Origin of the sequence: Mycolicibacterium phocaicum, from assembly GCF_010731115.1 — a bacterium.
In the GTDB taxonomy this organism is placed as follows: Bacteria; Actinomycetota; Actinomycetes; order Mycobacteriales; family Mycobacteriaceae; genus Mycobacterium; species Mycobacterium phocaicum.
Map to the genome: position 1 here is coordinate 2,950,384 of NZ_AP022616.1, position 25,697 is coordinate 2,976,080.

22 protein-coding genes are annotated in these 25,697 nt (G+C 67.1%); 11 read left to right on the forward strand and 11 right to left on the reverse strand.

Annotated elements, in window-relative coordinates:
• Positions 1–18: 18 nt before the first annotated feature.
• Positions 19–1,533, reverse strand: a complete 1,515-nt coding sequence (locus G6N46_RS14210) for an MFS transporter (protein ID WP_306308002.1) — start codon at positions 1,531–1,533, stop codon at positions 19–21.
• A 64-nt stretch (positions 1,534–1,597) separates the two neighbouring features.
• Between G6N46_RS14210 and G6N46_RS14215 the strand changes: the two genes are divergently transcribed.
• A complete protein-coding gene (locus G6N46_RS14215; protein WP_138248008.1) occupies positions 1,598–2,419 on the forward strand; it encodes a TIGR03621 family F420-dependent LLM class oxidoreductase in 822 nt (273 codons plus the stop codon).
• Here the strand turns inward: G6N46_RS14215 and G6N46_RS14220 are convergent.
• Complete coding sequence (locus tag G6N46_RS14220; RefSeq protein ID WP_163692762.1) at positions 2,400–4,103, reverse strand: alpha/beta hydrolase family protein; 1,704 nt, start codon at positions 4,101–4,103, stop codon at positions 2,400–2,402. The genes G6N46_RS14215 and G6N46_RS14220 overlap by 20 nt on opposite strands.
• Before the next feature lie 144 nt (positions 4,104–4,247).
• On the opposite strand from G6N46_RS14220, the gene G6N46_RS14225 reads away from it, so the two are divergent.
• From G6N46_RS14225 to G6N46_RS14245, 5 genes are all read left to right on the forward strand, one after another.
• Positions 4,248–4,898 (forward strand): TetR/AcrR family transcriptional regulator, encoded by a 651-nt coding sequence (locus tag G6N46_RS14225; protein ID WP_167526411.1) that lies wholly within the window; start codon positions 4,248–4,250, stop codon positions 4,896–4,898.
• Between the two features lie 22 nt (positions 4,899–4,920).
• Complete coding sequence (locus tag G6N46_RS14230; RefSeq protein ID WP_133426582.1) at positions 4,921–5,478, forward strand: type 1 glutamine amidotransferase domain-containing protein; 558 nt, start codon at positions 4,921–4,923, stop codon at positions 5,476–5,478.
• A 22-nt stretch (positions 5,479–5,500) separates the two neighbouring features.
• Positions 5,501–7,645 (forward strand): MDR family MFS transporter, encoded by a 2,145-nt coding sequence (locus G6N46_RS14235; protein WP_166428034.1) that lies wholly within the window; start codon positions 5,501–5,503, stop codon positions 7,643–7,645.
• A gap of 324 nt (positions 7,646–7,969) precedes the next feature.
• Positions 7,970–8,353 (forward strand): heme-binding protein, encoded by a 384-nt coding sequence (locus G6N46_RS14240; RefSeq protein ID WP_138248007.1) that lies wholly within the window; start codon positions 7,970–7,972, stop codon positions 8,351–8,353.
• Between the two features lie 2 nt (positions 8,354–8,355).
• Positions 8,356–9,918, forward strand: a complete 1,563-nt coding sequence (locus G6N46_RS14245) for an FAD-dependent oxidoreductase (RefSeq protein WP_138248006.1) — start codon at positions 8,356–8,358, stop codon at positions 9,916–9,918.
• Between the two features lie 33 nt (positions 9,919–9,951).
• Here the strand turns inward: G6N46_RS14245 and G6N46_RS14250 are convergent, their stop codons facing one another.
• Positions 9,952–10,290: a MerR family transcriptional regulator gene (locus tag G6N46_RS14250; RefSeq protein WP_407665106.1), complete on the reverse strand. Its 339-nt coding sequence runs from the start codon at positions 10,288–10,290 to the stop codon at positions 9,952–9,954.
• A gap of 258 nt (positions 10,291–10,548) precedes the next feature.
• Here G6N46_RS14250 and G6N46_RS14255 point away from each other — a divergent pair, with 258 nt between their 5' ends.
• Positions 10,549–10,836, forward strand: coding sequence for a hypothetical protein (locus tag G6N46_RS14255; protein WP_138248005.1), 288 nt, complete (start codon positions 10,549–10,551; stop codon positions 10,834–10,836).
• A 19-nt stretch (positions 10,837–10,855) separates the two neighbouring features.
• Here G6N46_RS14255 and G6N46_RS14260 read toward each other — a convergent pair whose 3' ends face one another.
• The gene (locus G6N46_RS14260) at positions 10,856–14,365 is read right to left on the reverse strand and encodes a serine/threonine-protein kinase (protein WP_138248004.1); all 3,510 of its coding nucleotides are present in this window, start codon (positions 14,363–14,365) and stop codon (positions 10,856–10,858) included.
• Between the two features lie 224 nt (positions 14,366–14,589).
• Here G6N46_RS14260 and G6N46_RS14265 point away from each other — a divergent pair, with 224 nt between their 5' ends.
• The 3 genes from G6N46_RS14265 to G6N46_RS14275 all read left to right on the forward strand — a co-directional run bounded on the left by G6N46_RS14265 (position 14,590) and on the right by G6N46_RS14275 (position 16,869).
• Positions 14,590–14,793 carry a hypothetical protein gene (locus G6N46_RS14265; protein WP_138248003.1) on the forward strand — a complete coding sequence of 68 codons (204 nt, stop codon included), beginning with the start codon at positions 14,590–14,592 and terminating at the stop codon, positions 14,791–14,793.
• 78 nt (positions 14,794–14,871) lie between these two features.
• On the forward strand, positions 14,872–16,140 hold the full coding sequence (locus G6N46_RS14270; RefSeq protein WP_138248002.1) for a PucR family transcriptional regulator: 1,269 nt from the start codon (positions 14,872–14,874) through the stop codon (positions 16,138–16,140).
• Between the two features lie 108 nt (positions 16,141–16,248).
• Positions 16,249–16,869 (forward strand): hypothetical protein, encoded by a 621-nt coding sequence (locus G6N46_RS14275; protein ID WP_138248001.1) that lies wholly within the window; start codon positions 16,249–16,251, stop codon positions 16,867–16,869.
• Here the strand turns inward: G6N46_RS14275 and G6N46_RS14280 are convergent.
• The 7 genes from G6N46_RS14280 to G6N46_RS14310 are packed head-to-tail and all read right to left on the reverse strand — an operon-like array spanning position 16,842 to position 24,604.
• Positions 16,842–17,411: a TetR/AcrR family transcriptional regulator gene (locus tag G6N46_RS14280; protein WP_138248000.1), complete on the reverse strand. Its 570-nt coding sequence runs from the start codon at positions 17,409–17,411 to the stop codon at positions 16,842–16,844. The two genes, G6N46_RS14275 and G6N46_RS14280, sit on opposite strands and share 28 nt — an antisense overlap.
• Before the next feature lie 41 nt (positions 17,412–17,452).
• On the reverse strand, positions 17,453–17,995 hold the full coding sequence (locus tag G6N46_RS14285; RefSeq protein WP_138247999.1) for a TetR/AcrR family transcriptional regulator: 543 nt from the start codon (positions 17,993–17,995) through the stop codon (positions 17,453–17,455).
• 5 nt (positions 17,996–18,000) lie between these two features.
• Positions 18,001–19,545 carry an acyl-CoA synthetase gene (locus tag G6N46_RS14290; protein ID WP_138247998.1) on the reverse strand — a complete coding sequence of 515 codons (1,545 nt, stop codon included), beginning with the start codon at positions 19,543–19,545 and terminating at the stop codon, positions 18,001–18,003.
• 1 nt (position 19,546) lies between these two features.
• A complete protein-coding gene (locus G6N46_RS14295) occupies positions 19,547–20,791 on the reverse strand; it encodes a cytochrome P450 (RefSeq protein ID WP_138247997.1) in 1,245 nt (414 codons plus the stop codon).
• Between the two features lie 38 nt (positions 20,792–20,829).
• The gene (locus G6N46_RS14300) at positions 20,830–21,801 is read right to left on the reverse strand and encodes a PDR/VanB family oxidoreductase (RefSeq protein ID WP_138247996.1); all 972 of its coding nucleotides are present in this window, start codon (positions 21,799–21,801) and stop codon (positions 20,830–20,832) included.
• Entirely contained in the window at positions 21,801–23,225 is a 1,425-nt protein-coding gene (locus G6N46_RS14305) for a wax ester/triacylglycerol synthase family O-acyltransferase (protein ID WP_138247995.1), read from the reverse strand. Before G6N46_RS14305 ends, G6N46_RS14300 begins: the two co-directional genes overlap by 1 nt.
• Positions 23,225–24,604 carry an aldehyde dehydrogenase family protein gene (locus G6N46_RS14310; protein WP_138247994.1) on the reverse strand — a complete coding sequence of 460 codons (1,380 nt, stop codon included), beginning with the start codon at positions 24,602–24,604 and terminating at the stop codon, positions 23,225–23,227. The genes G6N46_RS14305 and G6N46_RS14310 overlap by 1 nt, the downstream gene beginning before the upstream one ends.
• Before the next feature lie 187 nt (positions 24,605–24,791).
• Between G6N46_RS14310 and G6N46_RS14315 the strand changes: the two genes are divergently transcribed.
• Complete coding sequence (locus G6N46_RS14315; RefSeq protein ID WP_138247993.1) at positions 24,792–25,619, forward strand: SDR family oxidoreductase; 828 nt, start codon at positions 24,792–24,794, stop codon at positions 25,617–25,619.
• Positions 25,620–25,697 lie beyond the last annotated feature (78 nt).

The window sequence follows — 25,697 nt, forward strand, 5'->3', positions numbered from 1 at the left end:
CGGCCGTAGCAACTTCGGCTAATCCACAGACTCTGTTCGGTTTGTTTGCCGGGAACCTGTCCGGATGAGCAGCGCCACGAACAACGTGGCCGTGGTGGCCGCCAGCGCGGCGGCGGTCAACGCGGACTGCATGCCGGCCGCACTCGCTTCCCGCGCTACCGTCGCAAGCGCGGGACGCAGCCGTTCGGGCACGACCTCGAGCGCCCGCAGCCCGGCCCCGGCGGCCAGCCCGTCACTGAGCTGCCGCCCCGCTTCGGCGCCCAGGCCCGGCACTGCGGAAAGACGGGACGTGGCAACGTCGCCCGCGTGCCGGCTGAACAACGCACCGAGCCCGGCGACGCCGGCCAGGATGCCGATCTGGCGCGCCGTGCTGACCGTTCCCGTCGCCATCCCGGCGTCGGCGACAGGCACGAAGCGCAGCGCCGCGTCGGAGGTCAACGCGGAGAGCCCACCGAGTCCCAGCCCGGCGACGACCGAGCCCGAGATGAAGTGCGTCCATGTCGTGTTCGCGTTTACTGCGGTCATCATCCACATCCCCGCGGCAATCAACGCGACGCCGGCCGGGATGGTCGCGACCACCGGTATCCGCCGCGCCGCGACCATCGCCACCGGAGCGCCGAGCACGATCGCCAGGGTGAGCGGCAGCGACCGCAGCCCGGCACCGAAGGGGCTGAATCCCAACGTGTTCATGAAATACAACGCGAGGTAGTTCGTCGACGCGATCAACGTCCCGGTTGCGGCGAACGCGGCCAGGGAGACACCCGCGAAGCCGGGGCCGGCGAGCAGCCGCACATCCAGCATGGGCTCGGACAGCCGGGACTCGCGGAGCCCGAAGGCGCTCAGAGCAACCACACAGAAAGCGCTCAGCCCCAACGTGATCGGACTATCCCAGCCCAAGTGGTTACCTTCGATGAGCACGTACACGCCCGCGAACAGCGCCGCCGTCAACACCACCGTGCCCCAGATGTCGACCGGCCGGGACCTCGGGACGACGCTCTCGGGGACGGCGAAGATGACGATGTACAGCGCGAGCACCCCGACCGGCAGGTTGATCAGAAAGATCGACGGCCACCCGTACGCAGTGACCAGCGCACCGCCCAGCAGCGGCCCGACGGCACCGCCTGCCCCCATCGCCGCGCCGTACGCCGCGATGGCGCCCGCCCGCTGCCGCGCATCGGGGAACGCGGCCGCGAGCATCGGCAACGACACCCCGAGCAGCACCGCGCCGGCCGCGCCCTGCACCGCCCGCAGCCCGTTGAGTGCGTCGATGTTGCGGGCCAGCGCGCACCCGGCCGACGCGAACATGAACACCACCAGGCCGCCGAGATACAACCGCCGCCGCCCCAACCGGTCCCCCACCGTCGCCGCGGTCAGTAGCAATCCGGCCATCGGCAGGGCGTAGGCGTCCACCACCCACTGCGAACCGGACAGCGGCGCGTGCAATGACGCCTGGATGTCGGCCAGTGCCGCGGCGACGATCGTCATGTCGAGCAGCAGCATGAACACCACGACGCAGACCGCGGTCAGGGTCAGTCTGGCGCTCACACCTGAAGTTTGCACCGGCGGGCGCGGCCCGCGCGTCCGTAAGGTCGAACACATGACGAGAGATTTCCGGTTCGGCGTGGGCCTGCGGCACACCGACAGTGGGTCAGCGGTCCAGGACGCGGCGCGCCGCGCTGAGGACCTCGGCTACGACGTCCTGCTGGTGCCCGACCATCTGGGCGCTCCGGCCCCGTTTCCGGTGCTGGCGACGGCCGCGACCGCGACCAGCACGCTGCACCTGGGCACCTTCGTGTTCAACGCGTGCTTCTACAAGCCCGCGCTGCTGGCCCGCGATATCGCGGCCATGCGCGACCTGACCGAGGGACGCTTCGAGACGGGCCTCGGCGCCGGGTACGTCAAGGAAGAATTCGATGCCGCCGAGCTGCCGTTCCCCAGCGCCGGGAAACGGGTCGAGTACACCGCGCACGTCACCTCGTATCTGCGCACCCACCTGCCCGATGTGCCGGTGATGATCGCCGGTGCCGGCGACAAGCTGCTGACGGTCGCCGCCCAGCAGGCCCAGATCATCGGACTGACCGGTGGCGGGCCGCGCACCGAAGCGCACGATCCCCTCGCCGAGCGTATTTCTTTCGTGCGCAACGCCGCTGGCGACCGTTTCGCTGAGCTGGAGCTGAACCTGGCCATCACCGCGGTGCCGACCGATGAATCCGGCATTCCGAACCTGTCGATCACCCGGCACTTCCAGCCGGAACTCAGCGACGCCGAACTGATGACGACCCCTGGTGTGCTCAGCGGCAGCACCACCGACATGGCCGACCGCATTCGCGAGCTACGGGATCGCTACGGGGTGAGTTACTTCATTGTCCAGCAACAGCATTCGGAAGCCTTCGCGAAGGTCATCGCAGAACTGCGCTGACGGCGCGACTGGTGGTCGTCTGCGCCATGGGCTCGTAGACAGCCACCTGCATCACGGCGTTCAGGATCAGCTGCGCGAGGCCGTCCCACGGCGTGGCCTGCACCGGCTGCTCGGAAGCGAAAGGCAATGTCACCGCGGTGGCCGTGCCCGCCTTGGTACCGATCTCGATGGCCTGCTGCGGCGATCCGTAGCTGCCGGTGTGGGTACCGGCGAACATGTCGTTGATCCATCCGCCGGCGAGGATCTTCACCGCTTCCACGTTCGACGGTTTCGAGAACCCGGCGACTGCGTACTCGGCGAACTGCAGCACCGGATTGGCACCCTGCAGCGCGTCGATATGCCGGCCGCCGACAAGCATGACCCCGTTGAACTGGCCGGGTCGCGCCGCTTCGAGTTCCCGGCCGACCAGACCGTCCCGGTTCCATACGTACGGCTCGGATGAAATGTCGTAGACCGGGCGGTAATCGGCGCCGGTCAACTTCTGCAGCGCGGTGGGCACCACGTTGTTCAGGTCGACCGAGTCCATCAACACCACGCCCTGCAGGTTCGCGACGGCGCCGTTGTCCACCATGCGGCCGGCGGCGCCGGTGACCAGCGCGCCGCCGAGCGAATGCCCGACGAGGACGAAACTCGTGGGCAACGTCACCTGGTGTCCGGCTGCGGCACTTGCGCTTTCGGTCAACGCCGAACGGTCACCGGCGAACAGGTCCGCCACGGCCTGCTGATCTGCCGAACCACCGAGCCATCGGGCTTTCGGATCAAATGCATTGGAGGACAATGTCGGAGCAACCACAATGCTGTTGGTGCTCTGCGCCAGCGCAGCGAGGGTGTAGCTGTACATCGGGGCGACGGCCATGAAGCCGTGCTGGAAGTAGATCATCCGGGTCGTCGTATCGGCGTTCTGCGGGAAGTACCAGTTCGCCTGAACCTTTTGCCCGGTGTCCGGCATGGTCAGGCTGGACACCTTGACCGTGACCGTGCTCCCCCGCGGCAGTGCCGGCGGGCCGGCGAACGCAAGCATGGCGCCGCCGATGACGTTGAACACGAACGATCCGATGGCGTTGATCAGGCTGGGCCGCGCGGTTTTGACGGCCGTGGTCGTGGCGCCGGCGGTGGTCGTGGCGCTGGTGGCGGTCGTGGCGCCGGCGGTGGTCGTGGCGCTGGTGGCGGTCGTGGCGCTCGGCTGCGATGCCATCGCCGAGGCTGGCAGCGCGGCGACGCCCGGGGACTGGGGCTGCTCGACCGCCATTGCGTTCGGAAGCCTCACCGGCGGCACTGTCGGCCTGAGCCGAACCGTCTGCGCCCGAACCACTTTCTCCGGGCGGATGGGGCCGGCCGGCGCCGTGCCGCGCTCGGACTTGCCCTCATCGGGCTTTCTCTTGTCGACCTTGGGCGGGTCGTCGGCCTTCTTGTTGCGCGGGGAATGCCCGGCGGACTTACGCGCATGCGCGTCGGTCGCGGGCTGCGACTTGCCGGTCTGCGACGTGGACTTCTGCGACGTGGACTTCTGCGACGTGGACTTCTGCGATGTCGTGGCCCCCGACGTCGTTGTCTGCGACGAGGGACCCGCTGCGCCGGGTTGGGAACCGGTCGCGTCGTCGGCCAACGCCGGCGCGAGCGGCAGCCATAGCGCCAGACCTCCCGAGGCCAGCAGTACCCACGCTTGTGCGGACAACCTCATCATCAACCGCACGCTAGCCCGCGTCGCTGCCCGCCGCGGGAAAATGAACAAATTGGTTTGCATGTGTCATTAAAGTGCGGCCCGGCGACCAGTCAGGGCTACGGCATACTGATGGTCCCATTGGCCCATCCCCGGTAGGACCGTCGAGTGTCAGCTCCGCAGCGCAGGCCCCGTGGGCGTCCGGTCGGTGGCGGCAACAACACCGAGCAGTCCCGGCAGGTACTGCTCGACGCCGCGGAGCAGTTCTTCATCGACGGTGGCAGCGGGACCTTCACCATGGAGGTCATCGCCGCCGAGGCCGGCTACTCGCGCAGCGCGATCTACCGGCAGTTCGCCACCCGGAAAGAACTGATCGCAGCGTTGGTGCAACGCACTACCCAACGGCACATGCTGACGATGCTGCAGCAGGTGGCCGCCGACGCCACGCCGGTCGACCTGCTGATCGACAGCCTCGTCATCGTCGCGACGCAGCTGGTGCACGATCCACTGCTGCAAACCATCGCCGACCAGACGCCCGACGGCGCCGTCGCCACGCTCATCGCCAACGACGGCTCGCTGACCAGGACGGTCCAGTCGATGGTCGAAGGCATGCTCGCCAACAGCACGACAGGCCAGTTCCGGCCCGGCCTGCATCCGCATGACCTTGCGCAGTTCCTCATCTCGACGGCACTGAGCCTGCTGCTGGACGTGGTGCCCGGCAGCAGCGATCCGACGGTGGCGCGGAACTACCTCCGGACCTTCGTGTTGCCGGCAATTGTCGACAGTCCCCCACCGGCGACGCGCGTGTTTCCGGAGTAGCCGACACGGGTAGCCCACCCAGGTGCTCAAGGAACTGCAAGGCCGCCGGATCGCCATCCTCGCCGCCGATGGGGTCGAGAGAGTCGAGCTCGAGGAACCGCGCGCCGCGGTCGAGGAGGCCGGCGGCGCCGTCGAGGTGTTGTCGCTCAAGGCCGGTGAAATCCAAGCCCGCAACCACGATCTCGAACCAGCGGGCAGCATTGCGGTGGACCGCACCGTCGGTGAAGTGCGGGTCGACGCCTTCGACGCGCTGATCCTGCCGGGCGGCACGGTGAACCCCGACAAGTTACGGGTCGACGACACCGCGGTGGCGTTCGTCGGCGACTTCGTGCGCTCCGGCAAGCCCGTCGCCGCCATCTGTCACGGCCCGTGGACCCTCGTCGAGGCGGACGTCGTGCGCGACCGCAAGGTGACGAGCTATCCGAGTGTTCGCACCGATCTGCGTAACGCCGGGGCGACCGTCGTCGATGAAGCAGTGTGTATCGACGGCAATCTCATCACCAGCCGTTCGCCCTCCGATCTACCGGCGTTCTGCGAGGCCATCACCGAGGCATTGGCGAGCAGTCCGGCCCAGACCTGACAGCGGCCGGACCGTGGCAACCATGACCACTCATCCGCCTGCTGATGTCGCGGACGCGGCCCCCAGCATTCGGCAGCGCAACTTCGTCTTCCTGGCCGTCGTCCTCGGGATGCTGCTGGCGGCACTCGACCAGACCATCGTGGCGACGGCCCTGCCGACCGTCGTCGCCGACCTAGGTGGCGCCGGCCATCAGTCCTGGGTCGTCACCAGCTACCTGCTCGCCTCGACGATCGTGACCGCGGTGGTCGGCAAGCTCGGTGACATCTTCGGCCGCAAGAAGGTCTTTCAGGTCGCGATCCTGCTGTTCCTGGCCGGCTCGGTCCTGTGTGGACTCTCGGAATCGATGGGGATGCTCGTCGCGTCGCGGGCGCTGCAGGGCCTGGGTGGTGGCGCGATCACCGTGACGGCCGTCGCGGTGATCGGCGAGGTCATCCCGTTGCGCGAAAGAGGCAAGTACCAAGGCGCTTTGGGCGCCGTGTTCGGCGTCACGACCGTCGTCGGGCCGCTGCTCGGCGGGCTGTTCACCGACCACCTCGGGTGGCGGTGGGCATTCTGGATCAACGTGCCGGTGGCGGTGGTGGTCATCGGGATCGCGGCAGTGGCCATTCCCGAACTGACGCGCGCCGGACGACCCGTCGTCGACTATGCGGGCATCGTCCTGGTCGGGCTCGGGGCCGCCGGCCTTACGCTGGCGACCAGCTGGGGCGGCACCACCTATGCCTGGGGTTCGGCGACGATCATCGGGTTGTTCGTCGCGTCGGCGTTGGCGCTCGTCGGCTTCGTCATGGTGGAACGCCGTGCGCCCGAGCCGATTCTGCCGATCCGCTTGTTCGCGAACCCGGTCTTCACGGTGTGCTGTGTGCTGTCGTTCGTCGTCGGGTTCGCGATGCTGGGTGCGCTGACGTTCCTACCGACCTACATGCAGTTCGTCGACGGCGTCTCGGCAACCGCGTCCGGGCTGCGCACCTTGCCGATGGTCGCCGGTCTGCTCGTCACCTCACTGGGCAGCGGCGCGATCGTCGGCCGCACAGGGCAATACCGGATTTTCCCGATCGCCGGCACTGCCATCATGGCGCTGGGGTTCGTGCTGCTGTCCCGGATGGACGCCGACACCTCGACGCTGACCCAATCGTTGTTCCTGCTGATCCTCGGTACCGGGATCGGGCTCAGCATGCAGGTGCTGATTCTGGTCGTGCAGAACACCGTCGACTTCGCCGATCTCGGCGTCGCCACCTCGGGTGTGACGTTCTTCCGCACCATCGGAAGTTCTTTCGGTGCCGCGATTTTCGGCTCGATGTTCGCGAACTTCCTGGGCGACCGCATCCCGTCGGCCATGAGGGCCGCCGGCGCACCACCCGAGGCGGCAACGTCTCCGAAAGTGCTGCACAGCCTTCCGCACGACACCGCCGCCCCGATCATCAACGCCTACGCCGACTCCTTGAGCCAGGTGTTCCTGTTGGCGGCGCCTGTCGCGGTCGTCGGCTTCGTGCTGGCCCTGTTCCTCAAACAGGTGCCGCTGCGTGACGCTGCCGCCAGTGGCAGCACCGACATGGGCGAGGGCTTCGGCATGCCGACCACCGAGTCGCCGGAGAAACTCATCGAAGTCGCCGTCGGCCGGTTGTTGCAGCGTAGCAACGGCATTGACCTCGAAGCGGTGGCGCGCACCTCGAACAGCCGCCTGGGGACCGCGCAACTGTGGGCGCTGATGCTGATCTACCGGTACGCCGCGGTGACAGGGGCAGCCGACCTGCTCGACATTGCGGATGATCGACGGGTGCCACATCAGGTGCTCGAACCGACCTTCGGTCGTTTGGTGGCCACCGGATTCGCAACGCGCTCCGGAAGCGAATACGCACTGACGGCCGCGGGCTCCGCCGAGGTCGGCAGGGCACGCAATGTGATCTCCAGCTGGATCACCGAAACCCTCACGCAGTCAGACGAATTCCAGGGCGTGCCCGAGCGCATTCATGTCCAGAGCGCGTTCGACCGCATCGCCAGCGGTCTGCTGATCGAGCGGGAGTCCGCCCGGCGCGAGAGGCGGACCACCAAACTCGGCCCCCCGCATCAGTTTGTCGCCGAGCAACCCACCACCCGGATGCGCGCGGTGCGGCACGAAGAGCCCCCGACTCGACCGTTCCGCCCGCACGCCACGCTCCCGCGCGGCTGACATGGTGGCCGGGACGGTCCTGTTTGCGGCTGGACCGTCCCGGCGGTGCCAGTGCGGACCGACCGGACGCCCGGATCTGTGGAACCGGAGAGAAGCGACGGCGATGTCGGAGCCACTCCAGCGGACGTCGAGTTCGGGATCCGCCTGACGGTGGCTGAATACCCGCTCCACGATTTTCAAACATGCGCTGTGACGAAGAGGCAGCAAAGCCGGGGATTGAGATTCACGACCGCGGGTATATGACACCGGTGCCCGACGGATGCCGTGCGGCCATCTCGGCTGATCTGCATCCAATCGGCCGCGAAACACAGAGGAGGACATGCAATGAAGCTCTCGACTCGAATCACGGGCCTGATCCCGGCGCTGGCCGCCGTACCGGTCTGTCTGAGCCTGGTCACGCCCGCAACCGCCGCCGCAGAAACCGACTGCAGCCCGGATTCGGTTGCGAATACCGTCAGTTCGGCCACCGGCGCGGCCAGCAATTACCTGACGGCGCAGCCCGACGCCAATCAGGTTGTGGTGGCGTCATATTCGCAGCCGCGGCCGACGGCGTCGGCCAATCTCCGGGCCTACTTCACGGCCCACCCCCAGCAGTATCAGGACCTGCGCGGAATTCTGGCGCCCATCGGTGACACCCAGCAGCGGTGCAACGTGACGGTGCTACCACCCGAATTGGCCTCCGCCTACGCCGAATTCATGGCCGGCTAGGCATGGCGGAGACCGGACCTCCAGAAGGTTGCCACCTGACCTCGTTGTGGTTGGCCGACCGCGAGATGTCGCCGACTTCGCCGCCGTCGCCGGAGTCGACGGATATGGCGTCACCCGCCGACGTGGTCGTGATCGGCGCCGGCATCGCCGGGCTGACCACCGCGGTGCTACTGGCCCGGGCGGGCAAGAACGTCACGGTCGTCGAGGCACGGCATGTGGGTGCCGGCACAACGGGCAACACCTCCGGTAAATTGAGCGTGCTGCAGGGCAGCAAGCTGGCGCGCATCGCCGCCAAGCACAACGCGGATGTGCTGCGCGACTATGTCCGCGGTAACGCCGAGGGCCGTGACTGGCTGGTGCGGCATTGCGAGAATCACGCGATCCCGTGGCAGGCCGAACCCGACCATGCCTACGCCCAGACGGTCTCCGGCATCGCCACCGCGCGCGATACGTTCAGCGCCTGCCAGGAAGCGGGATTGACGCGAGCCGAGTGGATCGACACCGCCGATGTCCCATTTCCCTTCCACGGCGGCGTACGGCTGCGTGATCAAGCGCAGCTCGACCCGATGCCCCTGCTGAACAGTCTGGCGGTCGAACTCGAAACACACGGCGGCACGCTGTTGCAGGGCGTGCGCGCCGTGTCGGTGGCCGACGACGGACTGTTACGCGTGGCGTTGCGAGCAACACACCCCACCGTCGATACCGCCGGATCCGAGATGTCGGTCACCGCACACCGGTGCATCCTGGCAACCGGGACGCCGATCCTGGATCGCGGCGGATTCTTCGCCCGGCTGACGGCAAAACGCTCCTACTGCATGGCATTTGACGTCGCTCGCGAGGCGACGGGCGGCATGTTCATCTCGGTCGATTCACCCACCCGGTCGGTGCGCTACGCACCCACCGCGGCCGGCGAGAAGCTCATCGTCGGTGGTGCCGGCCATCCGGTGGGCCGTGGGCACGCGCCCGCACATGACGTGGCCGAACTCGCCAAGTGGGCGGAGCTGCACTATCCGGGCGCCCATCCGACACACTTCTGGTCGGCACAGGACTATTCGCCCGTCGATGAGTTGCCGTACGTCGGTCCACTGCTTCCTGGTTACGAAAAAATCCGGGTGGCAACAGGTTTCGACAAGTGGGGCCTGACCAACGGCGTTGCGGCGGCGCTGGCCCTGTCGGCACAGCTACTCGGTGGCCACATCGAGTGGGCGCGCGCGTTCGCCAGTTGGAGTCCGCACGAACTGCGCGGCATGACTGCCGCGCTGCGCGCGAATCTCGAGGTCGGACTGAACCTGGCCAAAGGCTGGATCGCCCCGATCGCCACCTCGCCGGATGGCCTCGCCGAAGGTGCCGGAGTGGTCAGCGGTCCCCCGTGGCAGTTGCGCGCCAACAGCCTGGTCGACGGACAACAACGCTCCGTGTCGGCGATCTGTCCGCACCTGGGCGGCGTGGTGCGGTGGAACGATGCGGACCGGGCCTGGGAGTGCCCGCTACACGGCTCGCGGTTCGCGCCTGACGGGCGACTTCTGGAGGGGCCCGCGACCCGCGGACTCTCGGAGAAAGCCTGACCTCATCAACCGCGCGAACTGGTCAGCCGGCCGTCACTTCGGCCGGTTGCGCCGGTCGGCAGCGCTGCGCAGCGCGCTGTTGTCATCCTCCAATTCGAGGATCCTGCCGATTCCCGCGATGTTGACGCCGGAGGCGACCAGGGCGACGATGCGCCCGATCCGGGCCACGTCGTCTGCGCTGTAGCGGCGGGTACCGCCATCGGTGCGCGCCGGCGCGAGAAGCCCATGGCGTTCCCACAGCCGCAGCGATTGTGTTGGCGCGCCGGAAAGTTCGGCAGCGACCGTGATCCCGTAGACCGCATGATCAGATGCCGGACCCGCGGCGGAGGGTCCTGCGTTCGGCGGCATCAGCCGGCGATCTGCATCGTTCATGAGATTTCCTGTTCCACTACTTGCATTGAATCATGGCACAGTGCTATATAGAAATCTATGTCAATCAAAACAGATTATCTACCCTGAGCCGCATAGGTGGTAAACGAAAGGTGGTGAGGTGACCGCCATGGGGCCCGGCCTTCCCGGCTGAGCTGACGAACATGAGCTTGTGTGTCAGATCCGGTCCGGATGTGACACACAAGCTCAGCCCCGGCGCCCGGACCGACCACGGGCTTCAGAACGCTTGGAGCACAGGAGATGTCAGCAGAGAAGCAGGAATTGCGTCTCGCATACCTCGAGCGCATCAGCGCCGCGCACCAGGCGCTGCGCGCCGCCCAGACCGAACTGCGCGAGGCTGTCGAGGCGGCATATGCCGCCGGCCAAACCTGGGACGTCATCGCAACAGCGTTGAGCAACAACGTATCTCCCGCGACCGATACGTTCGATGACATTCCCAGCATCGATGCCGTCGTGCAGACGGTTCTCGGGATGGACGACGCCGGTCCACCGGGCGGCGAACAGACGTCGGCAGCCGGTCTGCAGTGACAGCGGGCCACCAGGCAAATCAACCCGCGTGGTGCAGCGAAGCTGCCTCGAGCTGGTGGACGAAGTCACTGATACCGGCCGCAGTGGCGACGTCAACTGTTTCCCAGCCGACCGCGACGTCATGCGCGACGCGCAGCACTGCCGGCCCCTCGTCGATGAGGAGCCGGCTCAACCCGAGCGCAGCACAGGTTTTCAGCGCCGGGGCCAGCACCCACTGAGCTTTTTCGTCCTGCCCGGCGGCCGCGAGACACTGGGCATATTGAACCCTGGCCTGCAGGCGCGCCCGCGGCCGCTGCAGCTTGTCGGTGTGGTCGAGCCGGGCCCGGGCCCGTTCGCACGCCGACGCCAATGCCGCAGGCTGCCCGTCGCGCAGTAGCAGCCTGATCTGTGCGTCTTCTCTGAATTCTGCTGTCAGATCTCTGCTTTCGTCGAGGTCCTGCACGCCGTATGCCATGACGCGACGCGTCAGCGCCGAGTCGATCTCCTTGCCGGACAGCGCCGCGACGCGAATGTGCGTCAGCACCAGTCCCGCTTCCAACCGCGGCAACCCCAGCGCCCGGGCATGGCCGATACCTTCCGACAGTCGGAGCTCGGCACCGGCCGTGTCGCCGCGGGCACTCATGGCATAGGCACCCGCGCGATAGGTCGCGAGCATCACGTCCACGATGCCGCCCTCCACGCCGAGGGCGTACGCGTCGTCGAGCAGAACCTGCGCCTCGTCGAGTTGCCCACGCTCGTATAGCAATTCACCCAGCAGCGCCCCGGCGAGTTTGGCGATGTGGGTCGGATGCCCGGACGGCGACAGGGCGATCCTGATCGCGTGCCGCAGATGCGCCTCGGCGCCGGCGACATCGAGTTGCTCGTTGGCGGCGAGGGCGGCGATGAGGTAGCCGTAGCCGACGGTCATCGGCCCCGCGATGGACCGGCGGTATTTGTGCCCCCATCGGTGCCAGCGCAGTGCCCCGTCGAAGTCGAATTTGCGCAGCGCGACGTAGGAGAGGGTGTAGGCCGCTCGGCACAGCACGAACGGCGCCAGGGTGTCGGTTCGGGCCACACAGGCCTGCGCCGCTGTTTCGGTGAATGCATCGATGTGGTCGGCATGCCCGGCCATCACCACGCGCAGCAGATCCAATTCGCAACGGACATCGTCAATTTCGTCGTCGCCGAGCAGGTCGATGTTGTCTTCGGCCAACTGCAGCGCGTCGGCCACAGCGGCAGGCCGGCGGAGGATCACGTTGGCCCACGCCAGGTTGGCCTGCAGCCGCGGCCGCTCCTCGGCGAGATTCGGGGGCAACTTGGCCGCCAGCCCGATCAGCTCCATCAGTTCGCATTGTTCGAGGAGGTCCGGGGACACCTGCTCGACAGCGTCGACCGCTTGTTCGTCGTCGCCGGCGGCCAGCCAGTGATCGACGGCGTCGTTGTACATCCGGTGCTTCGTGAACCACTGTGCGGCCGTTCGATTCAACGCCACGACCCGGTCCTCGTCGTCGCGCTTCAACCGGTGCCGAAGGTGGTCCGCGAACAGATTGGCGTATCGGAACCACGTCCCGTCGGGGTCGGTCCGCCGCAGGAACAGGTCCCGCCGCTCGATGTCCTCGAGCATTTCCCGGCTGCGCGGACGGCCCGTGAGCGCAGTTGCCAGGCCACTGCAGATCTGTTTCGTGATGCACGTCGCCGACAGGAACTCGACGAGTTCGGGTTCCAGGCTGTCCAGCACGTTGGACGTCAGGTAGTCGCCGATGACCTTGTCCGAGCCGGAGAGCCGGCCGACGAGGGCGGCAGCATCGCCGCCGTCCCGCAGGCTCAGCGATGCCAGCTGCAAGGCGGCAGGCCAGCCGTCGGTCGACTCTTCGAGGTCGGCCACGACGGCCGCGGGCAGGTCCAGGCCGCACCGGTCGACCAGGAGCGTCCGGGCCTCGCCGAGATCGAATCGGAGCTGCGACGCGTCGATCTCGACCAGTTCACCCTGCACACCCAGGGTGCCCAGCGGCAGCCCGGTGCCGGCCCGGCCGGCCACGATCAGGTACAGGTGATGGCAGCCGTTCTCGAGCAGATAAGCCAGCGTGTCCAGGCTGTCGGCGCTGGTGACGCGATGCCACTCATCGATCAGCAGGGCCAGCGTCTGCTTGTGGGAGTGCAGCCACTCGATCAACAGGTTGGGCACCTGCCGCAGTGCGGAGTCCGGCCGTTCATCGAATTCCTGCTGCAACGCGTCCGCGAGCTCGGGCAACACGACACGCACCGCGCCGATCAGATGGGCCACGAACCAGAAGGCATTGTCGTCGTCGGCATCGACAGTCAGCCAGGCCGCCGGCACACCGTCGCGGACCAGCGCCTCGACCCACTGCGTCGCCAGCACGGTCTTGCCATAGCCTGCCGGCCCGTGGATGAGCACCAGCTTCGGCCTGCGCCCGGCACCGAGGCGGTCCAGGATGCGCCGGCGCGGCACCGACGGGCGGCTGAAAGTCGGCGGCCGAAACCTGGCCGGTGAACTGGGCGGATAGGTCGACCGTCCGGAACCGTCGGTCCGTAGTCCGATTCCTCCGGTAGAGCGTCCGCCAGTGTCCGGCGACGATTCCACCCCGGCGTACTCGACTTCCGGCAGCTCCAGCGGCACGTCGGCGATGTTCAGTCCGATGCGCACACCCGCGGCCCGCAACAACTCGCCGAACTCCGCGGCCGTCGCGGGGCGCTGTGCGGGATCGACGTTCAGCCCCTGCTCGAGGACGGTGCAGACGGCGTCGGCAACGCCGTTCGCGCGAAGGTCCGGCACCGGTCCGGCGAGCACCCGCCGGGCGAACGCGATGGGGTTCTCCCCCTTCTGGAACTGGAACGGCGGCTCCCCCTTGATCAGGGTGAAGACGGTGGCCGCCAGCCCGTAGATGTCCACGCCGGCCGTGGGCGTCGCGCCTTCGAACAGCTCCGGCGCGGTGTACGACGGCGATCCGACGAAAACGTTCATCGTGGCCTCGCGGCCGCCCGCGATGCGCGCGATGCCGAAGTCGCACAGCTGCGGCTCCCCGTACGCCGAAAGAAGTACGTTGGGCGGCTTGATATCTCGGTGCAGTACGCCGGCGCGGTGCGCGGTTTCCAGCGCTCCCGACAGTCGCACTCCGACCGTCAGCGCCTCCCCGACGGCCAGCGGGCCGTGCTGCCGGATCCATGCCGACAGCGTGTTCCGGCCGAGGTACGGCATGACGATGAACGGGCGCCCCGTGAACGTCAGCCCGCTGTGCAGCACCGGCACGATGTTCGGGTGACCTGACACGCGGCCCATGGCCCGCTGCTCACGTTCGAAATTCTCGAGGTCGACGTCGTCCGAGTCGGCGTTGAGGACCTTGATCGCGACGACCCGGTCCAGCGACGGCTGGCGACACCGGTAGACGACACCGAACCCACCGCGTCCGACGGGCTCGGCGCCGTAGAAGCCCTCGCCTTCGAGTTCCGCGACGATGCCGGTCGCGACGCCGCGTTGCGTTTCGTCGGGTTCTGACACGTCGGGGGCCTTCGGCTCGGTTGCTGTCGTCACCCTCAATTGTCGGCGCGGCAGGCCGGAATGGGGGCCACCCGCGGAAATTGATGTCCCTTTGTTCCTCAGAGACAACGATTCGGGGCGAGATCGCCAAAAGATTGTCTCGGCGGTACCTGGGTCGCCGCGCGCCCGCGCCGTACCGTTCTGGTATCAGCTTCCCGTTGCGAGAGCCCCAAATGCCAACGGAACAAATATCTTTCACCGACCACAGGAGTACTGCCATGTTCGAACCCAGCTTCATCATCGACGCTGTCGTCCTCTTCGCCATCGGCCTGTGGCCGCTGCTGCTGGTCGTCACCGCCGCGGGAGTCCGTTGGTTCAACGCCCGCCGCAGCGCCGCCGCTGCCGCCGTCCACTCGGCCGCGTTGCCGCACGTCGCGGTGCCGGCACGCGCGCGCACCCTGGCCTACGCCGCCGGCCAGTGACGAATTGACGATTCAGTCAGTCGCGGGTCGCACCCGCATTCGCAGATAGGCACGTCCGCGAAGCCATAGAGTCGGGCGATGTCGCGAAGCCACGACACCGGCACCCTCGCCACCGAAACCGCGGCCCTGATCATGGGCCGATTGAGCGACAAGCTGCCCGCCATGACCCGCTCCATCCAGGAGCTGCTCGCCCACGAGCGATCGGAAATGGCCGGCGACGGCGAGTTGATGGCCCTGCTCTACGACGCCGTGCAGGGCAATCTCGAAGCGTTCTTCCCCGCCATCCGCCACGGCATCCCCATCGAGCGCATCGCCCCACCCACGGCTGCGCTGGAGCACGCGCGCCGGATGGCCCAGCGCGGCACCGATGTCGACGAATTGGTGCGGGCGTACCGGCTCGGTCACCACAGTGTCCTCAAATTGGTCCTCGATGAGGTGCGGGCCGCAAAACTCGATGCTGAGCTGGGATTGCAGGTCTTCGAAGAGATCGCGGCCGGCTCATTCGCGTACATCGACCAGGTGTCGCACCAGGTGGTGACGGCCTACCAGGTCGAACGCGATCGATGGCTGTCCAACCGGAACCAGATGCGGGCACTGCGCGTGCGCGAGGTGCTCGACGGCGGCGATCTCGACATCGATGAGACGACCGACCTCATCCGCTACCCGCTCCGCCGGGTGCATCTCGCACTCATCGTGTGGTGCGCGGAGCATGCCGACGGCGACGAACTGGCCACCATGGAGCGGTTCGTCGCCGAGCTGGCAGTTGTTCTGGGCGCCCGTGAGCGCCCCTTGTTCGTCGCGTCGGACCGGACAACGGGATGGGCGTGGGTTCCGTTACCCGCTGACGCCGACGATCCTGTGGGCCGGATCCGTGCGGTCGTCCGGTCGCGCCGGGACGCGCCCTGGCTGGCCACGGGCAACCCGCTGGAGGGCCTCGCCGGATTCCGCGACTCACACCGCCAGGCCGTCACCGCCAGGGCGGTCGCGATGGCGCCGGGCGCACCGCCACGGCCGGTCACGGCCGCCAACGAACCGGGACTCATGGTCGCAGCACAGTTCGGCGCCGACCTCGAACATGCCCGCTCGTGGGTCGGCCAGGTCCTCGGCCCGCTGGCCGCCAACACCGACAACGACGAACGGCTACGGGAGACCCTGCGCGGGTTCCTGCGCAACAGCTCCAGCTTCAAATCCAGCGCCGACGAGCTGCACCTGCACGTCAACTCGGTGAAGTACCGCGTCCAGCGCGCCATCGAGCGCCGCGGCAGATCGATCGAAGAAGACCGCATCGACGTGGAAGTCGCACTGCTGCTTTGCCATTGGTTCGGCGCCGGCGTTCTCGCTCCTTAACGCAACCTGTGGATTCCGGCAAAGCCCGTACACCGGCGGGCTCGACAAGGGACGCTGTGGGGATAACGAGCAGCGCCACGGGGCGCTGCCGCAACCGAGGAGCGCTTGGTGTACGCACGCTCAACCACGTTTCAGGCCGAGCCGGCGTCGATCGACGCGGGCGTTGCGTACATGCGCGACACCGTGCTGCCGGCCCTGGAAGAACTAGGTGCGGCGGGGATGTCGCTGATGGTGGACCGGCGCCTGGGGCGGTGCATCGCCACCAGCGCCTGGGAGTCCGAAGCGGTGATGCACTTGACGGCGCACGCCGCGCGGCCGCTCGGGGAACGCGCCGCTGAGCTGCTGAACGGCACCCGCAAGGAGATCAACGAGTGGGAGGTCACGGCACTGCACCGCGACCACCGTTCGCCGGAAGGTGCCTGCCTCAGGGTCGCGTGGTTCTCGGTCGAACCGCATCAGGCCGACCTCCTCACCGACTTCTACCGCACGTTGGTGCTGCCGTCCCTGGAGAAGCTCGAGGGGTTCTGCAGTGCCAGCCTCCTGCTCGACAAGCCGTCCGGGCGTGCGGTGTCGTCCGTGACGTTCGACAACGCCGCGGCCCTGGACAACAACCGGGAACAGGCCAGCGCGCTACGCACCGAGAAGCTCGCCCAGCTGGGCGGCAGCTTGGTGGACATCTGCGAGTTCGAGCTGGCGATCGCTCACTTGAGGGTGCCCGAGCTGGTTTGATCGATCGCGCGATAGACCATCTGCTCGTACTCGTTGAAGACCCGGTTGAAGTCCTTGCGGGTCACCGGTGATCGCCACTGTTGTAACCCGACGAGCAGGGTGATGCCCATGATGGCGAGCGTCTCGGCATGCCGGCGGGTTGCGACGGCCGGTCGGTAGAGCTCCGTCAGGATTTCCACCCGTCGGGCATCGACGGCTTTCTGCGCCTCTGCGACTTGCGGATTCGCGTGCGCCCAGCCACGGATCGCCGCCTCGGCATCATGCGGCAGTTTGGCCGCGAGGGTTTTCAAGAGATGGACGCGCGCTGTCAGATCGCTTGGCACCTTGGACAATTCGGCGAGCCGTTCGGTCTGGGTGCGCTCCCAGAACACGAGGAACTCGGTCACGAAGCCGTCCATACTGCCGAAGTAACCGTAAAACGAACCCGACGTGACGTTGAGCGACTTGCACAGCGGCGCGATCTTCAGGCCGGACGGACCCGCGGAACCCAGGAGCTCCATGGCGGCGTTGAAGTAGTCATCGCGCGTCACCGACAGCCGCACTCGTTCCACCTTTCACTCGCCGGGCCACATCGTAATAGAACCTACATTTGGTAAACGTGAACCATGGTCGCGAACTCCTCGAACAGGCTGTCGCGCGCCGCTGCCCCGCCACCGGAGTACAGCTGTTGGTAGCCGATCAGCAGCGCCATCCCGACATCGGCGAGCCGGCCACAGTCATCGGCGGGCACGATCTTGTACAGGATCGATGCCAGCGCCGCTCCGCGTTCCTTGTCGAGCCGCCGCTGCAGCGCCGCGGCAGTGGCGCGACTGGAAGCCAAGGCGCGCAGCGCCGTCTCGGTGTCATGCGGGACGGCGTCGAGCAGCTCGCGTAGTCCGGCCAGGAGCGACTCCGGCGGCGCGTCGGAGTTCGCGAGTTCGAGCAGGCGCCGGTTCGGATGGGACAGACGGGAACTCAGAAGCCGGGCGACGAAGTCGTCCAGGCTGCCGAAGTAGCCGTAGAACGAGCCGGTGGTCACGCCGAGGGCAGCACACAATGCGCCGACCTTGATACCGCCGGGGCCTTGCGCCACCAGCAGCTTCAGCCCGGCGTCGAAGTAGTCTTCGACGCCGACGCGGCGTCTCATCGACGTCAGCCTGCCGGCGCCGCGGCATACTGCTGCACCAAGGTGCGCTTGACCAACTTGCCGGTCGGGGTGCGAGGGAGGCTGTCGACGAAGTCGACGGACTTGGGCGCCTTGAACGCCGCCACCTTCGTCCGGGCATGAGTGATGATCTGCTCGGCCAACTCCGCACTGGGTGCGACGCCATCACGAAGTTGGACAACGGCTTTCACCTGCTGACCCATGGCCGGGTCGGGAACGCCGATGACCGCGACGTCGAAAACCGCCGGGTGCAGGGCCAGGGCATCCTCCACTTCCTGTGGATAGATGTTGACGCCGCCGGCGATGATCATGAACGACTTCCGGTCCGTCAGAAAGAGATAACCGTCGGCATCGACGTAGCCGATGTCGCCGACCGTCGTCCAATTGCTGTGGTCCGGGTGCTCGGCTTCCTTGGTCTTCGCGGGGTCGTTGTGGTACTCGAAAGGCCGCACGTCGCGCTCGAAGTACACCAATCCTGCTTCACCGGTGGGCAATTCCGTGCCGTCGTCGCCGCAGATGTGCACCGGACCCAGCATGCTGCGACCCACCGAGCCGCGTTTGGTCAACCACTCCGCCGAGTTGATGACCGTGAACCCGCAGGCTTCCGTCGACGAGTAGTACTCGACGAGAATCGGTCCCCACCAGTCGATCATGGCCTGCTTCACATCGGGTGGGCAGGGTGCGGCGGCATGGATCGCCAAGCGCAGACTCGACACGTCGTAGGACGCCCGGGCCTCGGCCGACATCTGCAGCATCCGCACAAACATCGTGGGCACCACCTGAACGGCGGTGGCCCGATACTGCTGGATGGCATCGAGGGTGCTCTCGGCCTTGAATCGCTCGAGCACCACAACGGTGCCACCGATCGCCTGGACGGCACCGCACCACCGCAGGGGCGCGGCATGGTAGATCGGGGCGGGCGACAGGTATACGTCATCCGCCGTCATACCGAACGCCGTACCGAGCAATCCGGTGATGGGGTCACCGGGTTCGTCGACCTGGATCGGCAGCAGCGGTGGCTTGATCCCCTTGGGCCGGCCGGTCGTACCCGACGAGTACAGCATGTCACTGCCACGCGGTTGATCGGCCGGACGACGGTCCCCCGCGGAAGCCAAAAGGTCTGGGTACGAGGCGAATCCGTTCAGGACCGCACCAAAGCTGTAGGCATGCTCGACAGCGGGCACCCGAGCCCGCACCTGCTCTGCCAGTTCGCCCAGGCCGCCATCGGCGATCAGGACCTTGGCGCCGCAGTCGTCGACGATGTACGCGACTTCGGCAGCGGTGAGGTGGAAGTTCACCGCAGTCAGGTACAGACCCGACCGCAGTGCGGCCCAATAGATGACGAAACACTCCGCGTCGTTGTCGCTGAGCATCGCGATCACGTCGCCCTTGACCAGCCCGAGGTCCGCCAGCGCGACGGCGAGGCGCCGGGATCTGTCGTCGAGCTCACGGTAGGTCAGCTGCCGCCCCGAACCCGCCATGATGACGGCGGGTTTGTCGGGTGTGGTCAAGGCGTGGGTGCCAGGAAACATCTCAGTGCTCCACACTGCCGGGCGTGAAGGTGACCGGCATCGACGTCAGCTCGTTGGAAAAGCTGGACACCAGGCGAGTCACCGGACCGGTTATCTGCATGTCCGGAATCCGCCGGAGCAACTCTTCGAACAGCACCCGCAATTCCAGCCGGGCCAGCTGGTTTCCCAGGCAGAAGTGCGGGCCGCCACCACCGAAAGCCTGGTGTGCGGGCTTGCCGCGGGACACGTTGAACGTCTCGGGGTCGGCGTTCTTCTCCGGGTCACGCGAGCCGGCGCCGTACCACATGCACACGCGCTCACCTTCTTTCAGCGCGTGCCCGCCGACGACGGTGTCCGCGGTGACGGTGCGGGTGAAGTACGAGACGGGCGAGACCCAGCGCAGCATCTCCTCGACCGCGCCCGGAATGAGCTCCGGGTCGTCGATCAACTTCTGCCGTTCGGCCGGATTCTCGATGAGAGCCCGGAGGCCACCCGATGCGGTGTTGCGCGTGGTGTCGTTGCCGGCGAACATCAGAATCCCGAAGAAGAACGTGATCTCGGCTTCCGAGAGACGCTGTCCGTCCACCTCGGCCAGCAGCATGCGAGACAACAGGTCATCGCCGGGGTTCGCCTTGCGCTCGGCGGTCAGCCCGGTGAGATATCCGCCGATCTCCATCAGCGCGGCCAGACCCTGCTGGGTGTTGCCGGTTGCCGCCGCGTGGGACAGCTGGTTGGTCCACGCGAACAATTGCCGCCGCTCGTCCTGCGCCACGCCGAGCATGTCAGCGATGACGATCAGCGGCAGCTCGACGGCGATCTCATCGACGAAATCGCATGTCCCCCTCTCGATCACACTGTCGATCAGTGTGGTCACCGTCGCGCGGACGCCGTCCTCCATCTGCCGGATCATCCGCGGCGTGAAGACCGCCTGCACCACGCCGCGCTGATGGGTGTGCCGCGGCGGGTCCATGCCCAGGATGACTTCACGCAGCACCTCGACCGGCGCGGCGCCCATGGTGGCGGTGAAGAAGACCCCACCGCGGGCCGATGAAAACAGCTCCGGATTGCTGCTGATGGTCTGAATGTCATCGAATTTCGTGAAGGACCAGAAACCGGGCTCATCGGCGTCGGTCAGGGCATTCCAGTGCGGGCCCGGCGCTGTGCGCATGCGGGCGAAAATCTCGTGCGGCGGGCCGTCCTGGAAGTACGTCAGGTCGGTGAGATCGACGGTGGCCAGGTCGATGTCGGTGAAGCTCTCGGTGGTCATGGCGGACTCCTTTGTCTACTCGTGGGTCGATTGTTCGGTCACAGGTCCAGCACCAACTTCTCGGTTCGAGAGTGGGACACGCAGGGCAGAATCACGTCGCCGGATGCCCGTTCTTCGTCCGTCAGCAACGAATCACAGTGCGCCGGAATGCCTTCCAGCACCGTGGTACGGCAGGTGCCACAGACGCCCTCCCCGCAGGAGGACATGATCGGGATGCCTGCGTCCTCCAGGGCGTCCAGCATCGGCACGCCGCCTGCCACCTCGACGGTGACGCCCGAGCTTCGGCACACCACCTGGTAGCTGTCCAGCATCTCGGCGAGTTCCTCGGCACGGGGCGCCTTGGCGGCGAACCGCTCGATGTGCAGGCTGCCGTGCGGCCAATGGGCACAGGCGTTTTCGACGGCAGTCAGCAGCGGCTCCGGGCCACAGCTGTAGATCACGGTGCCGTCGATCGGCTCGGCGAGAACCGCGGTCAAGTCGAAGAAGCCGCCACGCTCGTCGTCGGCCCAGATCGTGACACGATCACCGAACGCGTCGGACAATTCCTGCTGGAACGCCATCGACGACCGGGTCCGGCCGAGGTAGACCATGCGCCATTCCCGGCCCGCACGCTCCGCGCTTTCGGCCATGGCCTTCATCGGGGTGATGCCGATGCCGCCGGCGATGAAGAGGTACTTGGTCGAGTCGACCAGCGGAAAGTTGTTGCGGGGGCCGCGAACCCGGACGGTTTCGCCTGTGCTCAGGTGTTCGTGCACGTGCCGTGAGCCACCGCGCGTGTTGGGATCCAGCAGCACACCGACGCGCCACATACCGCGGTCGCGCGGGTCGCCGCACAGCGAGTACTGCCGCACGAGGCCGTCGGCGAGCAGCAGGTCGATGTGGGCGCCCGGTTCCCAGGACGGCAGCGCACCGCCGGCCGGGTCGACCAGGTCGAGGGTTACCACGCCGTCGGCTGCGTCTCGGCGCCGCGCCACCACGAGGTCGGCGGTGAATTCAGTGACGACCGACATCAGTCAGTACTCCTTTCCATGTCAGCCAAGGCGGACAGCTCGTCCAGTTCCCGGCGGAAATCCGCCAACAGCTCCCACCCGTCCGGCAAAGCCTCTGCGTCGCCGACGATTCCGATGTCGAGGCCGTCCTGATAACTGACGACGGTGATGTTGAGGGCGAAGCCGTCGAACACGAGGCTCCCGGGGTACGTCGCCAGCAGCGGCGCACCGGAGCAGGCCATCTCGGTGGGCGAGCCCGGGACGTTCGAGATGACCACGTTGATCGGCGGCCGGGCGAATCGTGACGACGTCATCTCCATCAGGCCGCGGGCGGCGATGCCGAAGATCGGCACGGGGATCGGATCGTTGACATCGCTGAGCAGGGTGTCAGGCGCCGCGCTGGTACGGCGCTTGGCGTCCGCCATCGTCTGATGCGCAAATCGCAAGCGGTCAAGGGGTTTAGCCAGATGCGTCGGCACCGGCGCGATGATGGAGCTGATCGCGTTGCCGAAGCGATCCGGCGCGTCGGCCGACCGCTTCGAGACCGGGATATATGCCACCAGCGGACCGGCAGGAAGGTCTCCGGTCGCGGTCAGCCGGCGCCGCAGCGCACCTCCGCACAAGGCGATCACGACATCGTTGACCGTGATTCCATAGTGCGCCTTGAGCGCTTTGATGTCATCGAACGGAACCGTTCCGAAGGCCACCGTCCGCGCGCCGGATAGTTTCACGTTGAACCGCGTGCGCGGCGCCTTCAGCGGTTTCGCATCATTGTCGCGACGCACGGCCCGCGCCAAGGTGTGTACGCCCGGCAGCGCGCGGACGGCCGGTACCTGATCCAGGTGCGCCAGGGTTTGCGGGGCCGCCAGTAGGGCACGCGCGCCCCGGACCGGTAGGGCGGCAAGCCCACGCGCGGCCAGCCCCAACGGATTCGGCTCCGCGTCAACTCGAGCGGGCGTGGCCGCGTGCGGTTGAGAGCGATCGGTGTCGAGGATCGCGGCGAGGACTTCACTGGCCGCAATCCCGTCGGCGACAGCGTGATGCAGCGTGATGACCACCGCGGTCCGCCCCGGCAGCCCGTGGATCACGTCCAACCGCCACAAGGGCCTGTCGCGGTCCAGTCGCTTCGACAGGATGCCGGCCACTGCCTGCCCGAGCATGTCGTCGTCGGCCGGGGCCGGCAGCGTCGACTCGAAGATGTGATCATCGAGGTCGACCTCGGTTCGGACGAACACCGGATGGTCGAGCGACAGTGGTACCGTCACCACCTTCCAGTGCAGCGGTGGCAACCGGTCCACGCAGGCCGCCACCCGGCTGCGCATGGTCGCGGCGGTGATGGTGGTGCTGCCCTCGGTCTCGAACAGCGCCAGACCGCTGTAGTGCCCCCCGAAGTTGTCGTGTTCGGCCGCCAGGAACTGGGCATCAAGACTCGAAAGCCGCCGCATCAGAAGATCTTTCGCATCAGGGCGACCGCCAGGCGGGAGTACGGCGGGTAGAACAGCGTCGGGTCCGGCGTGGTGCGCTTGGCCAGCACCGCGCGGCGGTGGCTCAGCGCCTCGAACCCCCACCGGCCGTGGTAGGCGCCCATGCCGCTGGCGCCGACTCCCCCGAACGGCAGCTGAGCGACCAGGACGTGCATCGCGACGTGATTGACCACCGCGCCCCCGGACGGCACCACGTCGATGATGGCCCGCGCCAACTCGGTCGATTCGGTGAACACGTACAGCGCCAACGGCTTCGGTCCGGCGTTGACGTAGCGGATGGCGGCGTCGAGCGAGTCGACCGGGACCACCGGCAGGATGGGTCCGAAGATCTCCTGTGTCATGACCGGGTCGTCGGCTCCGGGGCCGACGATGACCGTGGGTTCCATGTGCAGCGTCGACCGGTCCGAGCCGCCACCGGCCACCACGGTGCCGGTGGTGGAGCTGATGAGCCCGGCCAGTCGGTCGAACTGGCGGTCGTTGACGATTCGTTGCGAAGCGGTCCGCTCGCCCGCACGGAAGCGCTCGAGGTTCTCGACGATTTTCGCCACGAGTGCGTCCGCGACGGCCCGGGCGGCGAGTACGTAGTCCGGGGCGATGCAGGTTTGGCCGGAATTCAGCAGTTTGACCCAAGCGATCCGGCGGGCGGCGACATCGAGGTCGGCATCCGCCGTCACGATGACCGGGCTCTTGCCGCCGAGTTCGAGGGTGACCGGGGTGAGCGTCGGGGCGGCGCCGGCCATGATCAACTTCCCGACCTCGGTGCCACCGGTGAACAGCGCGTGGTCGAACCCCTCGGCCAATAGCGCTTGCGTGGTGGCGCCGTCACCCTCGACGACCCGGACGGCCTCGGCGTCCAGGTATTGCGGCAGCAGGCGCGCCAGCAGCGACGAGGTCGCCGGAGCCAACTCGGATGGCTTCAGCACCGCACAGTTACCGGCGGCGAAGGCCGCAACCAGGGGCGCGACGCTGAGATAGAAGGGGTAGTTCCACGCACCGATGACCAGCACCACGCCGAGCGGGTCGTACTGCACCCAGCCCCGGGCCGGCCACTGGCTCAACGGCATTCCGATGCGCTTGCGACGCATCCACCGGTGCAGGTGCTTGCGGGCGTACGTGGCTTCGGCTTTCGTCGGGGCGACATCCGCCAGCCACGAGTCGAATGCCGGGCGTCCCAGATCCTGCGCAAGTGCGTCGGCGATCTCCCGCTCACGTTCGTCACACAGTCGTTCGATGCCGCGCAACTGTTCGAGCCGCCACTGCAGGTCGCGCGTGCGTCCGGTCGCGAACACGTCCCGGAGCCCGGCTGCCACGGCCGCTTCCCGTTGGGTTGTACCAGTCATGCGCTTCACCGTTTCCGTGTAATGAAAGGTCTTCGAGACTGCCGACGCGGCCGGCCCGTCATCGCGTGCCCTGATCGCCGCTGCGATTCAAACGTAACTTAGGTTATATCTGAGCGTCAAGGTCTCTTGCGGATCAAATGTATTTTGATCTACATTCGAAAATGCAACGAGGCATCCGAGGAGTCATATGAGCGCCCCCTCCCTACGCGGACAACGCATCGCCATCACCGGCGCCGGCCGAGGCATCGGCCTGGCCACCGCCATTGCGCTGCACCGCCGCGGCGCCACCGTCGTCATCGGCGACCTGGACATCGACTCCGCGACCGCAGCGGCCGCCACGGTCGGTCCCGGCACCGAGGCATACCCGGTCGACGTGTCCGACTACGAGTCCTTCGCCGCGTTCCACAAGGAAGCGACGGCCGCCGCCCCACTCGACGTCCTGATCAACAACGCGGGCATCATGCCCATCGGCCGGTTCCTCGACCAGCCGGCCGACAGACACCGCCGCGCCGTCGAGATCAACGTCATGGGGTGCATCTACGGAATGCACCTTGCGCTACCCGCAATGGTGGAACGCCGCCGCGGCCACGTCATCAACATCGCGTCGTCCGCCGGCAAGACTCCGGTGCCCGGCGGCCTCACCTACTGCGGCACCAAGGCTGCGGTCATCGCACTGACCGAGACTGCCCGCGTCGAATATGCCGACACCGGAGTGCACTTCACCTGCGTGATGCCGTCGTTCACCAACACCGAGCTCATCGCGGGGACCTCCGGCCTTCGGTTCATCCCGACAGCCCAGCCCGACGATGTCGCGCAGGCGATCGCGGACGCGGTGTCTCGTCCCACCGCAGATGTGTTCGTCCCCAAGATCATCGGGCCGATCCTGCGCACCCAACCCCTGATCGGGCGGCGACTGCGCGACGCCATCAACACACAGTTGGGCGCCTACAACACCTTCCTGAACTTCGACCCGCAAGCGCGCGCGGCATATCAACACCGCATCGACGAGTCGTAGCTGCCACGTCGACGGCATTGCCCCTGCGCCCACGGCACAAAACACCGAGTCGTGCAGGCCCCACCACAGAGTCAACGC

What these genes read in the sequence shown, in the direction of transcription:
- G6N46_RS14240 (WP_138248007.1), top strand. Translation starts at nt 7,970, where the DNA reads ATGAAGCTCTCGACTCGAATCACGGGCCTGATCCCGGCGCTGGCCGCC.
- G6N46_RS14265 (WP_138248003.1), top strand. Translation starts at nt 14,590, where the DNA reads ATGTTCGAACCCAGCTTCATCATCGACGCTGTCGTCCTCTTCGCCATC.
- G6N46_RS14235 (WP_166428034.1), top strand. Translation starts at nt 5,501, where the DNA reads ATGACCACTCATCCGCCTGCTGATGTCGCGGACGCGGCCCCCAGCATT.
- G6N46_RS14215 (WP_138248008.1), top strand. Translation starts at nt 1,598, where the DNA reads ATGACGAGAGATTTCCGGTTCGGCGTGGGCCTGCGGCACACCGACAGT.
- G6N46_RS14310 (WP_138247994.1), bottom strand. Translation starts at nt 24,604, where the DNA reads ATGACTGGTACAACCCAACGGGAAGCGGCCGTGGCAGCCGGGCTCCGG.
- G6N46_RS14245 (WP_138248006.1), top strand. Translation starts at nt 8,356, where the DNA reads ATGGCGGAGACCGGACCTCCAGAAGGTTGCCACCTGACCTCGTTGTGG.
- G6N46_RS14305 (WP_138247995.1), bottom strand. Translation starts at nt 23,225, where the DNA reads ATGCGGCGGCTTTCGAGTCTTGATGCCCAGTTCCTGGCGGCCGAACAC.
- G6N46_RS14255 (WP_138248005.1), top strand. Translation starts at nt 10,549, where the DNA reads ATGTCAGCAGAGAAGCAGGAATTGCGTCTCGCATACCTCGAGCGCATC.
- G6N46_RS14315 (WP_138247993.1), top strand. Translation starts at nt 24,792, where the DNA reads ATGAGCGCCCCCTCCCTACGCGGACAACGCATCGCCATCACCGGCGCC.
- G6N46_RS14250 (WP_407665106.1), bottom strand. Translation starts at nt 10,290, where the DNA reads ATGAACGATGCAGATCGCCGGCTGATGCCGCCGAACGCAGGACCCTCC.
- G6N46_RS14270 (WP_138248002.1), top strand. Translation starts at nt 14,872, where the DNA reads ATGTCGCGAAGCCACGACACCGGCACCCTCGCCACCGAAACCGCGGCC.
- G6N46_RS14300 (WP_138247996.1), bottom strand. Translation starts at nt 21,801, where the DNA reads ATGTCGGTCGTCACTGAATTCACCGCCGACCTCGTGGTGGCGCGGCGC.
- G6N46_RS14220 (WP_163692762.1), bottom strand. Translation starts at nt 4,103, where the DNA reads ATGATGAGGTTGTCCGCACAAGCGTGGGTACTGCTGGCCTCGGGAGGT.
- G6N46_RS14295 (WP_138247997.1), bottom strand. Translation starts at nt 20,791, where the DNA reads ATGACCACCGAGAGCTTCACCGACATCGACCTGGCCACCGTCGATCTC.
- G6N46_RS14285 (WP_138247999.1), bottom strand. Translation starts at nt 17,995, where the DNA reads ATGAGACGCCGCGTCGGCGTCGAAGACTACTTCGACGCCGGGCTGAAG.
- G6N46_RS14290 (WP_138247998.1), bottom strand. Translation starts at nt 19,545, where the DNA reads ATGTTTCCTGGCACCCACGCCTTGACCACACCCGACAAACCCGCCGTC.